Raw genomic sequence first — 11,331 nt, 5'->3', positions numbered from 1 at the left:
ACATTGAAGGTGCCGCCAGGATCACCCCGACCGTAGAGCATGGTGGCCGGGCCGCGGAGCACTTCGAGGCGTTCGATTGTGTTGGCATCCGGCATGTTCGGGTAGCCGCGGTTGATCGGGAAACCGTTTCGATAGAACTCGCCGCTGGTGAAGCCACGCACGGTAAACGTGGTCAGGCCCTGGCCACCAAAATTGTTCGCCCGCCCCACGCCCCCGGCGTAGTCCAGCGCGTCCTGCAACCGGGTGGCGCCCAGATCCTCGACCGCATCCCTGGAAACCACACTGATCGATTGCGGGGTTTCGTGAATCGACGTGTCGGTACGCGTGGCGCTGGCCGAGCGCGTCGCCCGATAACCCTGCACCGGGCCGTCCGCCCTTTCGTAATTCGCCGTACCGATCACATCGGTTGCGTCCAGCTCGAGCGTTGAGGGTGACGCCCCCGTTTGTTCAGCCCATGAGGCAGACGACAAGGCTTGCAGCACACAAATGGAAAGCAGGGTTCGACGCATGGAGAAGAAAACCTTTACGAATAGGCCAATGCAGGGAGTGAAACCGCCAAAAATACCCGCGCATGCTATACAAAACCATTCGCAATTAACACTTATTCCCATTCACATGCTTCTGGAGAGTCATGAATGCCGCAGGGTCTTTGGTGACGTCCGACTGACCGCTTTCAGCTGAAGTGAACATTCGTCTAATTTTTTTACTCTGCGTTGCATCCATTCCTGCCCCTGCTCCGTAAATTCAACACCCTCATTCGAAGGGTCGAAAAATCAAGGAGACGCATCATGCACATGTTCATCAAACGCCTTGCTATCGCGTGCTTCACACTGTTGAGCCTGGGCGCCGGATTCAGCTCTGCCGCCGATACCGTGATGGTTGGCGGTGCTGCCATGTATCCGACGAAAACCATCGTTGAAAACGCAGTCAACTCCAAGGATCACACGACGCTTGTTGCAGCGGTGAAAGCGGCCGGGCTGGTCGATACGCTTAACAGCAAAGGGCCGTTCACGGTCTTCGCCCCCACCAACGAGGCCTTCGCAAAACTGCCCGCCGGCACGGTCGATACGCTGGTCAAGCCAGAGCACAAGGCCGACCTGACAAAGATCCTGACCTACCACGTCGTGGCCGGCACCTACACCGCCAGACAATTGATGAATGACGCGAAAATGCACGGCGGTAAAGTGATGCTGAAATCGGTCCAGGGAGAACCGCTGACCGTGATACTGCACGATGGCAAGTTGTGGGTGGAGGATGCCAAAGGTGGCAAGGCTGGCATTACCATTGCCGATGTCATGCAGTCCAATGGCGTGATTCACGTTATCGATACGGTACTGATGCCGAATTGATAAGGCAGGCCACGGCGGACGCGCTTCAGAGCGTCCGCTATCGGCGGCTCAGCACGTCGGGCGAACAACGCAGATGCCCACTGAGCGGCTTCTGGCAATGGTTGGCCCACACGCTCAAATCGAACGCTGATTCACCCGCGCCATCAACTGCTCAGCCGACTCCTTGCGCTCCGAATAGCGATCAACCAGAAACGCTTGTTGGTCACGCAGCAGCACGGTGAACTTCACCAGTTCTTCCATCACATCGACGACGCGGTCGTAGAACGGCGAGGCCTTCATCCGCCCGGCGTCGTCGAACTCCATGTACGCTTTTGGCACCGAGGACTGGTTGGGGATGGTGAACATGCGCATCCACCGCCCCAGCACCCGCAGTTGGTTGACCACGTTGAACGACTGCGAACCACCGCACACCTGCATCACCGCCAGGGTCTTGCCCTGGGTCGGACGTACCGCGCCGAGTTCCAGCGGGATCCAGTCGATCTGCGCCTTGAACACTGCCGACATCGCGCCATGACGTTCCGGCGAGCACCAGACCTGACCTTCCGACCACAGCACCAGATCGCGCAGCTCCTGCACCTTGGGGTGATCGAGGGGCGCATCGTCCGGCAGAGGCAGACCGGACGGGTTGAAGATGCGTGTTTCGGCACCGAAGTGCTCCAGCAAGCGTGCGGCCTCCTCCACCAACAAACGACTGAACGAGCGTTCGCGGGTCGAGCCGTACAGCAACAGGATGCGCGGCTTGTGCCCTTCGGTCAGCGCTGGGCCGGGTTCTTCAAACAGGGTGGGATCGAGGTTGGGCAGGTGTTCGGACATAAATCCTCCTTAAAGCACACCGATTCGGTCGAGCGCGGTTTTCAGTTCATCACGGCTGAGGCTGTCGAACGGCAGATCAAGGAAGGCCTGGCAGCGCTGCTGGATGTGCGCCAACGTGGCGCGGAAGGCTGCGTCAATCGCCGCTTCGTCACCCGTCACTTCGGAGGGATCTTCCAGCCCCCAATGGGCTTTCAACGCCGGTCCGAAATACACCGGACAGGTTTCCCCGGCGGCTTTGTCGCAGACGGTGATGACGATGTCCGGCGGATTGCCTTCGAAGGCGTCATTGCCTTTGCTGTGCAAACCGGCAATCGAAATACCGGCCTGCTGCAACGTGGTCAGGCTGCGCGGCAACACCTGGCCTTTAGGGAAACTGCCGGCACTGACCGCTTCGAATCCCGCCGGGGCCAGGTGATTGAACAGGGCTTCTGAGAGGATGCTGCGGCAGCTGTTGGCCGTGCACATGAACAGGACTCGCATGGGGTCACTCCGAGGGAAGATTCAGCAGCAGGCGGTTTCGCGAACCGGTCGGCCATCCATATTCTGCAGGCGGGTGGCGTTGCCCTTGAGCCAATCGGCGTTGGCCTGGGCCGTCACTTGCAGAATGTCGTGAACCCAGGCCGGCAGATCCGGATTGAGGCGGTAATACACCCACTGGCCCTGACGCCGATCGAGCAACAGACCATTGCTGCGCAGCTGCGCCAGGTGACGGCTGATTTTTGGCTGGCTGTCGTCGAGGGCGCACATCAACTCACAGACACATAACTCGCCCTGATCGGCAATCAGCAGGGTCGCGCGGACGCGGGTTTCGTCGGCCAGGCTCTTGAAGACTTCAGGGGGGGTGATCATGGCGCGCTCATTACATATGGAAAACCGAATATACGGATATCCATATGTAATGAGCAACAAGAAAATACCGAACTGACCCGGACGCTCGAAACCCGCTCACTCGAGGCGAGCTGATCCGGGACAATCAAAGGTTGCAGCTGTACTGATATTCGAAGGGAAAAAACACCGTATCGACCACCAGCGAAAACGGCGCATCGATCAGTAAAAACGGAATCAGCTTGCCTTTGGAGGTGCCCACCAGCCACCAGTCAAACCGCAGGCCGATGTAGGGGCATCGGTGTTTGTCGTAATCCATGCGCATGGCGGTTGCCATGCAGCCACTCAACGTGGCGATCAGCACCAGCATTATCAACTTGCGAAACACGTAACATCCTTATTACTGCACTGCACCGCGATGGGTTAACGCACGCCTGAATCACCGCGACTCAGGTGAACGCCCGATCTCCTCGCGTGCAGGCATCGTATCCCCGTGAGTGGCTGATATCGGCCGACCACAACCAATCCTGAATCGAAAAACCGCCAAGCCCGCTACCAAAGACCGCCGAACCGATCGTTACATCTGCGCGGATTGGCCGTTTTGCCACTGCCTGCGATAACACACTTCAAGCCGCCGAAAATGAACATACGTTCATCGCAAGCCGCATTCCAGGCGTCTACCCTGCGGGTTCCGACATAGTGACTACAGGAGTACCCCACCATGTTCTCGCACGAAAGCGTCCCGTTGATTGTCATTTTCATCATCATGCTGCTGGGCGTGCTTGCAGCCTTCCTCCACCCGGTACACGCGTTGTTCAGCTGGCTTCGGCGGCGCAAGGAACGCTCGGCGACCGAACTGGTTGAGCGCGATTAATTTTTTCATTCACTGAGCAACCAGGGACGGATGACTTTGCTGGAAAAGAGATTCGTCCCTGTTTATTTCACGGGGTTGCCCGCAAAGAGTCGAGGCGACGCCGACTCGACGACCTCGCCAATGACTGCAGCAAAGCACCTGAGGATATGCTGCAATAGGCGGCGGAAACGGATGAAGAGCTCAACGGCCTGACCCGTCAAACGTCACACGAGGAGGCCTGAATGCCGAAGACACCGCCGGCCAGCAAAGAGGCCACCAGCGCCGCAGACATCGAACGTTCCATTCAAGCCCTGAACACAATGGCCGAACGCCTCTGGGGCCAGGGTCGAGAAGCCGAAGCCCAGGCCCTGCTCGACGCACTGGACGCATTGAATCGGGCACTCGACAGAATCCGCATTGGCGAGAGTCGCCGGGTGGCTACGCTTCATTGACCGACCGACGTCCTGTAGGCGCAATGTGCCGCAGCGCCTGCAGGTATTGCGTCTTGGCCCTCGTTCAGGGCTTGAGTATCAACAACGGCTCGCCCTTCTTGACGATATACGTCGCCAGTTCCGAACCCTTGTCCTGACCGGCATTGCGCGCGATGTGCGCGACGCCTTCTGGAATGTACAGCGAATCCCCGGCCTTCAGCGTCACGGGCGCCCTGCCCTCCAGTTGGTATTCAAAAGTGCCGCTGATCACATACGCCACTTCCACGCCCGGATGCGCATGGCGCGGTGAGGTCACGCCGGGTTCGAAATCGACCCGCGCCTGTATCACTTCACGGTCGGCTGCACCGAGGTCCTGGCGAACCAGATCGGTGCGACTCAGGCCTTGTTGCCAGGCCTTGGGTTGGGTGTCAGCGGCGTGTGCGTTGCCGATCAAAGACGCGAGTATTGCAGCGGTAGCCAGAAACAGTGGACGGCGCATGATGTTGCCCTCTCGAACGTAGTGGTGGGGTTGACCGCTACTGTGAGCCAGGCCTGTAGGGCGGATGTGTCGCAAACCTGGGGTTTGTTATCGCCGTGTATACCGAATCGGGTTTGATACAGGCTTATACAAAGATTTCGCCGGGGTACTGCTGCGCCATCAACCATGTCCTCAAGGCGACGATTTTCTTCGAGTCCGCGGTTTCATGGGGCGTCACCAGATAGAACCCCAACTCATCCTTCAAGCGCAGTGCAAAAGGCGCGACCAGACGCCCGGCCCGCAGATCATCGGCAACATAGGTCGAGCGCCCGATGCACACCCCCTGCCCGTCAACGGCGGCCTGCACAGCCATCATCGCCAGGTCGAACGTCAGCCGCGGCCCTTCAGCCAATGTCGCTGACTCACCGGCTGCGCTCAGCCAGCGGTTCCAGTCTCCGGCGGTCATGCCACTGACTTGCAGCAAGGTGTGATCAAGCAAATCTGCGGGCGTGTTCAGCCCTTTCGAGGTGCTGAGCAACGCCGGGCTGCACACCGGGAAAATCTCATCGGACATAAGAAAATCCGCACGCAAACCTTTCCAGTCGCCGCGCCCGTAACGAATGGCCGCATCAATGCCGCCCTGGCGAAAATCCACCAGTTCGGTGGAGGCGCTGATTCGCACATCTATATCGGGGTTGGCCTGCTGGAACGACGGCAGGCGCGGCAGCAGCCATTTGGAGGCCACGGAGACCAGGGTATTGATGGTCAGCACCGTGTTTTGACGCGACGCCAACAATGCCTGCGTCGCATGGCGCAATTCATGAAACGCCGCACGGATGCCGGGCAAATAGGCCTGCCCCTCTTCAGTGAGCGCCAGCCCCTCCTTGAGCCGCAAAAACAAGGTCACGCCCAGCTCGTCTTCAAGTCGCCGAATCGGATGACTGATGGCGGTTTGCGTAACGTGCAGTTCTTCGGCGGCCTTGGTAAAGCTCATATACCGAGCGGCGCACTCAAAGGCTCGCAAGCCATTGAGGGAAGGCAGTCTGGCGACCATGACAATTCTGTACCCATGAGATTTTGTCATACGCTAGCACTGCAAATGACCTTTGCGAAAGCCTGCTCGCGCAACGGATCCTGACACCTCCCCATTCACTGGAAGTGCCATGAAACTGTATTTCGCGCCCATGACCTGTTCGTTGTCCCCGCATATCGTGTTGCGAGAGCTGGGCCTGCCCTTCGAGCTGATTCGCGTCAACAATCAGAGCAAGCGCACGGCTGACGGCCGTGACTTTCGCGAGATCAATCCCAAGGGCTACGTCGCTGCACTGATGCTGGATAACGGCGAGGTGTTGACCGAAGGCCCGGCCATCTTGCAGTTCCTTATTGATCGCGTCCCCGCCACCCAACTGGCACCCGCTCCGGGCACCTGGGAGCGGACGCGTTTGCAGGAATACCTGAGTTTCATCAACGCGGAAATCCATGGCGGCAGTGCACCGCTGTTCGATGCGCGGATTCCGCCGATGATCAAGGCGATTTTCAAGGAGAAACTGTTCAAGCGCCTGGACTACCTGAACCGCAAACTCACGGATCAGGACTATCTGATGGGCACGTTCGGTGTCGCCGATGCCTACCTGTTCACCGTGCTCACGTGGCTGCCGAACTTCAATATCGAACTGGCGGACTGGCCAGCGCTTGCCGCCTACGCGCACCGGGTGTCCGCTCGTCCCAGTGTCCTGGCGGCCATGGCGGCGGAAGCGGCGACGCAGCCGGTGTAAGCGAACGGGCCATGTCGACGCTGAAGCTGTAAACTGGCGCGATCTTCATTCGCTCAAACAAGAGATCAGCATGGCCAATCAAGACATCACCTTCACGCCCGATCCGGATGCGGACTCGATTTCCTCGGACGTCGCCACCTTCGGCGGGATCATGGTTTCCACGCAGATTCCGACCCGCGCCGATGGCAGCCTGGAACTGGGCGGCATCACCGAGCAGAGCGAATGCACGCTGCAAGCGCTGAAAGTCGCCCTGGAGCGTGCCGGCAGCTCGATGGACCGGGTCATGCACCTGACCATCTACCTCACCGACATGGCCGACCGCGCCGCGTTCAACGAGGTGTACAAGCGTTTCTTCGCCAAACCGTGGCCGGTGCGTGCCGCAGTCGGCGTTGCCTCGCTGGCCGTTGAAGGCATGCGCGTGGAAGTGACCGCAATGGCCGCCAAGGCCTGATTCACACCCGCCAACCCTGTGGCAGCGAGCCTGCTCGCACACGCTTCAGTTCAGTCTCCGTTGAGGTTGAATGTGCCGGCGCCTTCGCGAGCAGGCGCGCTCCCGCTGGGGCGGGCACCGTGTCTGCTGCCATCGGGCAGCACAGACGTGCCGGGCGCACGTTTCGCGGGTAGAATGCGCGGCTAACCGTGACAGCCTGACTAAAAAAACTATGTCCTTGCCCAAGCATCACCTGGAATTGCTCAGCCCTGCCCGCGATGTGGCCATCGCCCGCGAGGCGATCCTGCACGGCGCCGACGCCGTATACATCGGTGGCCCGAGTTTCGGCGCGCGCCACAACGCCTGCAACGAAGTCAGCGAAATCGCCGAACTGGTGGAATTCGCCCGCAAGTACCACGCGCGCATCTTCACCACCATCAACACCATCCTGCACGACAACGAACTGGAGCCGGCGCGCAAGCTGATCCATCAGTTGTACGACGCCGGGGTCGACGCGCTGATCGTTCAGGATCTGGGCGTGATGGAGCTGGACATCCCGCCGATCGAACTGCACGCCTCGACCCAGACCGACATCCGCACTCTGGAGCGGGCGAAGTTCCTCGATCAGGCCGGTTTCTCGCAACTGGTGCTGGCTCGCGAACTGAACCTGAAAGAAATCCGCGCCATCGCCGATGAAACCGACGCCGCCATCGAGTTCTTTATCCACGGCGCGTTGTGCGTAGCGTTCTCCGGCCAGTGCAACATTTCCCACGCGCAGACCGGGCGCAGTGCCAACCGTGGCGACTGCTCCCAGGCCTGCCGTCTGCCGTACACCCTCAAAGACGAAAAGGGTGGCGTGATCGCTTACGAAAAACACCTGCTGTCGATGAAGGACAACAACCAGAGCGCCAACATCCGCGCGCTGGTCGAAGCGGGTGTGCGCTCGTTCAAGATCGAAGGTCGCTATAAGGACATGGGCTATGTGAAGAACATCACGGCCTACTACCGCCAGCGCCTCGACGACGTGCTCGAAGACCGCCCGGACCTGGCCCGCGCCTCCAGCGGCCGCACCGCGCACTTCTTCCTGCCCGACCCGGAAAAAACCTTCCACCGTGGCAGCACCGATTATTTCGTCACCGATCGCAAGATCGACATCGGCGCCTTCGACTCGCCGACCTTCACCGGCCTGCCGGTGGGCACCGTCGAGAAAGTCGGCAAACGCGACATGCAGGTCGTGACCCACGAGCCGCTGTCCAATGGTGACGGCCTCAACGTTATGGTCAAGCGTGAAGTGGTGGGTTTCCGTGCCAACATCGCCGAAGCCAAGGGCGAGTTCGAGGAAGACGGCGAGAAGCGCTACCGCTACCGCGTCGAGCCGAACGAGATGCCTGAAGGCCTGTACAAACTGCGCCCGAACCATCCGTTGAACCGCAACCTCGACCACAACTGGCAACAGGCGCTGCAGAAAACCTCCTCCGAGCGTCGCGTGGCCCTGAGCTGGATGGCGCGTCTGCGTGAAGAGCAACTGGAAGTGACCGCCACCAGTGAGGAAGGCATCAGCGCCAGCGTTACCCTGAACGGCCCGTTCGGCGTCGCCAACAAACCGGAGCAGGCGCTGGAGCAACTGCGCGATCTGCTCGGCCAGCTTGGCACCACGCAATACCATGCCACCGACATCAAACTGGATGCGCCTCAGGCATTCTTCATCCCGAACTCGCAGCTCAAATCCCTGCGCCGTGAAGTGATCGAAGCCCTGACCGCCGCTCGTGTCGCTGCGCACCCGCGTGGTCGCCGCAAGGCCGAAACCACTCCGCCGCCGGTGTACCCGGATTCGCACCTGACTTTCCTCGCCAACGTCTACAACCAGAAGGCCCGCGACTTCTACCACCGTCACGGCGTGAAGCTGATCGACGCGGCGTACGAGGCGCATGAAGAGCCAGGCGAAGTGCCGGTGATGATCACCAAGCACTGCCTGCGCTTCTCCTTCAACCTGTGCCCGAAACAGGCCAAAGGCGTGACCGGCGTGCGCACCAAGGTGGCACCGATGCAGCTGATTCACGGCGATGAAGTGCTGACGCTGAAATTCGACTGCAAGCCGTGCGAGATGCACATCATCGGCAAGATGAAAGGCCACATTCTCAACCTGCCGCAACCGGGCAGCGTGGTCGGCCACATCAGCCCTGAAGACCTGATGAAAACCATCCCCCGCGCTCCGCACTGAGTGGTTGGCGAGTACGGTGCTGCGGCGCCGTACTCGCCCGCCCTTCTGCGAATACACCAAATCGCAGGCATAAAAAAACGCCAACTTCTTGCGAAGTTGGCGTTTTTTTCGAATATGGCAGGGGCGGCTGGATTCGAACCAACGCATGGCAGGATCAAAACCTGCTGCCTTACCGCTTGGCGACGCCCCTACTGCTCTGTCCAGCGCCTCGTTGAGGTTCGCTGTGAGAACGGGGCGCAATTTACCAACATTCATTTCGTTTGTGAAGCCTGATGTGAAATATTTTTTGTTTTAAAACAGCGACTTATTATTTTCGACCGGATACGGGCCAATGATCAGGCCGTTTCGCGCCGTGTATCACACTGTGTACGCCCCCCGCTGCGACACATCGCCTTTCAACAACGCCGTTCTTCGACACAGGCCAGATACGCCCCCGCGCTCAAATGCACTCAAGGTTTGAAGGGGTGAATCGCAACCCTTGGCCAAAGGCTCGCAAAGGAGACGTCACCATGAAGATGGCACCGCACACCCGCAAAACCGCCACGGCACTTGGCTTGTCGATGCTCGCTGTGTCGTTGTTCGGCGCCTTTGGCACCGCCCAGGCACACACTACCGAACCAGCCGCCGTCAGCTATTCAGCGCCCTCGCCCTTCGGCCCGCTCAAGCACGTGAAGGCCGGCCTGCTCGACGTGGCCTACGCCGAAACCGGCCCGGCCGACGGCCCGGTGGTGATCCTGCTGCACGGCTGGCCCTACGACATTCACAGCTACGATGAAGTCGCGCCGTTGCTGGCCGCCAAGGGCTACCGGGTGCTGATGCCGTATGCGCGGGGTTATGGCGACACGCAGTTCCTCTCCAAAGACACCCTGCGCAACGGCCAACCGGCGGCGCTGGCCAGTGACGTCATCGACTTCATGGATGCGCTGCAGATCAAGCAAGCGGTGCTCGGTGGTTATGACTGGGGCGCACGTTCGGCGGACATCGTTGCGGCGCTGTGGCCGGAACGCGTGAAAGCGCTGGTATCGGTCAGTGGCTATCTGATCGGCAATCAGGCCGCCGGGCAAAACCCGCTGCCGCCCAAGGCTGAATTGCAGTGGTGGTATCAGTTCTACTTCGCCACTGACCGTGGCCGCGCTGGCTACGAAAAGAACACCCACGACTTCGCCAAACTGATCTGGCAACTGGCCTCGCCGCAGTGGAAATTCGACGACGCCACGTTTGACCGCAGCGCCACGGCCCTGGAGAACCCCGATCACGTCGACATCACCGTGTTCAACTACCGTTGGCGGCTGGGCCTGGTGCAGGGCGAAGCGAAATACGCCGCACTGGAACAAAAACTCGCCACCGCGCCGTCCATCAAGGTGCCGACCATCACCCTTGAAGGCGACGCCAACGGCGCGCCGCATCCGGCGCCAGAGGATTACGCCAAGCGCTTCACCGGCAAGTATCAGTTCCGTTTGATCAAGGGCGGGATTGGCCACAACTTGCCGCAGGAAGCTCCCCAGGCGTTTGCCAAGGCTGTGATTGATGCGGATCACCTGTAAAGCCCCTCACCCTAGCCCTCTCCCGGTGGGAGAAGGAATTGACGCAGGTGATTGGGAGAGCACGTTGCCTTGGGATATCGGGGTGAACTCAGGTCAGTAACGGCTTCGGTTATTTGACGAGGCGTTTTTCCTTCGACGGCCGATAACCGAAATACGAGCTGTAACACTTGCTGAAATGGCTCGGTGAAACAAACCCGCACGCCACCAGCACCTCCACCTGCGACAGTTCAGTGTGCTGCAGCAACCGCCGCGCTTCGGTGATGCGCAGTTCCAGGTAATAGCGCTGCGGCGTGGTGCCCAGTTGTTCCTTGAACAAGCGCTCCAGCTGACGACGGGATCGGCCGGCATACACCGCCAGTTGCTCCAGCTCCAGCGGCTCTTCGAGGTTGGCGTCCATCAGTTTCACCACTTCCCGCAACGGCGCACTGACGCAGATGTTTTCATCCGGTTTGATCCGCCGATAGCGCGACTCTTCGAACGCCAGAATGTCCTCGACACCCTCGACCAACGCCTTGCCGTGCAGGCCTTTGATCCAGTCCAGCGCCATGTGGAAGGCTCCGGACGGGCTCGACGCGGTGAGCCGGTCGCGATCGATCACGTAGGGTTCGCTGC

The 11,331-nt window shown here is 60.0% G+C and carries 15 protein-coding genes and 1 tRNA gene; 7 read left to right on the top strand and 9 right to left on the bottom strand.

The genetic code is table 11. The features are described from left to right. Positions 1-509 (bottom strand): TonB-dependent receptor plug domain-containing protein (locus DBR24_RS33310; protein WP_256591746.1); only part of this gene is annotated, 509 nt, incomplete at its 3' end. 279 nt (positions 510-788) lie between these two features. Here DBR24_RS33310 and DBR24_RS22605 point away from each other — a divergent pair. Beyond that, positions 789-1,349, top strand: coding sequence for a fasciclin domain-containing protein (locus DBR24_RS22605; RefSeq protein ID WP_128615853.1), 561 nt, complete (start codon positions 789-791; stop codon positions 1,347-1,349). A 114-nt stretch (positions 1,350-1,463) separates the two neighbouring features. Here the strand turns inward: DBR24_RS22605 and arsH are convergent, their stop codons facing one another. From arsH to DBR24_RS22585, 4 genes are all read right to left on the bottom strand, one after another. Continuing rightward, the gene (gene arsH / locus DBR24_RS22600; RefSeq protein ID WP_128615852.1) at positions 1,464-2,162 is read right to left on the bottom strand and encodes an arsenical resistance protein ArsH; all 699 of its coding nucleotides are present in this window, start codon (positions 2,160-2,162) and stop codon (positions 1,464-1,466) included. Between the two features lie 9 nt (positions 2,163-2,171). Beyond that, positions 2,172-2,642, bottom strand: coding sequence for an arsenate reductase ArsC (locus DBR24_RS22595; protein ID WP_128615851.1), 471 nt, complete (start codon positions 2,640-2,642; stop codon positions 2,172-2,174). A gap of 21 nt (positions 2,643-2,663) precedes the next feature. Continuing rightward, the gene (locus DBR24_RS22590; RefSeq protein ID WP_128615850.1) at positions 2,664-3,011 is read right to left on the bottom strand and encodes a metalloregulator ArsR/SmtB family transcription factor; all 348 of its coding nucleotides are present in this window, start codon (positions 3,009-3,011) and stop codon (positions 2,664-2,666) included. 124 nt (positions 3,012-3,135) lie between these two features. Then, positions 3,136-3,375: a YceK/YidQ family lipoprotein gene (locus tag DBR24_RS22585; RefSeq protein ID WP_123464348.1), complete on the bottom strand. Its 240-nt coding sequence runs from the start codon at positions 3,373-3,375 to the stop codon at positions 3,136-3,138. 333 nt (positions 3,376-3,708) lie between these two features. On the opposite strand from DBR24_RS22585, the gene DBR24_RS31110 reads away from it, so the two are divergent. Together DBR24_RS31110 and DBR24_RS22580 are read left to right on the top strand one after the other, a co-directional pair. Next, positions 3,709-3,861, top strand: a complete 153-nt coding sequence (locus DBR24_RS31110) for a hypothetical protein (protein WP_177490665.1) — start codon at positions 3,709-3,711, stop codon at positions 3,859-3,861. A gap of 221 nt (positions 3,862-4,082) precedes the next feature. After that, positions 4,083-4,292, top strand: a complete 210-nt coding sequence (locus tag DBR24_RS22580; RefSeq protein WP_128615849.1) for a hypothetical protein — start codon at positions 4,083-4,085, stop codon at positions 4,290-4,292. 64 nt (positions 4,293-4,356) lie between these two features. On the opposite strand, the gene DBR24_RS22575 is transcribed toward DBR24_RS22580, so the two are convergent. Then, positions 4,357-4,770 (bottom strand): cupin domain-containing protein, encoded by a 414-nt coding sequence (locus tag DBR24_RS22575; RefSeq protein ID WP_128615848.1) that lies wholly within the window; start codon positions 4,768-4,770, stop codon positions 4,357-4,359. A gap of 124 nt (positions 4,771-4,894) precedes the next feature. Next, a complete protein-coding gene (locus DBR24_RS22570) occupies positions 4,895-5,803 on the bottom strand; it encodes a transcriptional regulator GcvA (protein WP_128615847.1) in 909 nt (302 codons plus the stop codon). Positions 5,804-5,912: 109 nt separating this feature from the next. Here DBR24_RS22570 and gstA point away from each other — a divergent pair, with 109 nt between their 5' ends. The 3 genes from gstA to DBR24_RS22550 all read left to right on the top strand — a co-directional run bounded on the left by gstA (position 5,913) and on the right by DBR24_RS22550 (position 9,175). Beyond that, complete coding sequence (gene gstA / locus DBR24_RS22565) at positions 5,913-6,524, top strand: glutathione transferase GstA (RefSeq protein ID WP_128615846.1); 612 nt, start codon at positions 5,913-5,915, stop codon at positions 6,522-6,524. 70 nt (positions 6,525-6,594) lie between these two features. Further along, positions 6,595-6,975, top strand: coding sequence for a RidA family protein (locus DBR24_RS22560; RefSeq protein ID WP_123464338.1), 381 nt, complete (start codon positions 6,595-6,597; stop codon positions 6,973-6,975). Between the two features lie 211 nt (positions 6,976-7,186). Then, positions 7,187-9,175, top strand: a complete 1,989-nt coding sequence (locus DBR24_RS22550; protein ID WP_128615845.1) for a U32 family peptidase — start codon at positions 7,187-7,189, stop codon at positions 9,173-9,175. A gap of 115 nt (positions 9,176-9,290) precedes the next feature. On the opposite strand, the gene DBR24_RS22545 is transcribed toward DBR24_RS22550, so the two are convergent. Continuing rightward, a tRNA-Gln gene (locus DBR24_RS22545) sits at positions 9,291-9,365 on the bottom strand. A 319-nt stretch (positions 9,366-9,684) separates the two neighbouring features. On the opposite strand from DBR24_RS22545, the gene DBR24_RS22540 reads away from it, so the two are divergent. Next, positions 9,685-10,719 carry an alpha/beta fold hydrolase gene (locus DBR24_RS22540; protein WP_128615844.1) on the top strand — a complete coding sequence of 345 codons (1,035 nt, stop codon included), beginning with the start codon at positions 9,685-9,687 and terminating at the stop codon, positions 10,717-10,719. Positions 10,720-10,828: 109 nt separating this feature from the next. Here DBR24_RS22540 and DBR24_RS22535 read toward each other — a convergent pair. Beyond that, a partial coding sequence (locus DBR24_RS22535) for a helix-turn-helix domain-containing protein (RefSeq protein ID WP_128615843.1) occupies positions 10,829-11,331 on the bottom strand: 503 nt, incomplete at its 5' end.

The organism is Pseudomonas sp. HMWF006 (genome assembly GCF_003061205.1).
Taxonomy (GTDB): Bacteria; Pseudomonadota; Gammaproteobacteria; order Pseudomonadales; family Pseudomonadaceae; genus Aquipseudomonas; species Aquipseudomonas monsensis.
Note: the sequence above shows the minus strand (reverse complement) of the source record. Positions and strands in the feature narration are given on the sequence as shown.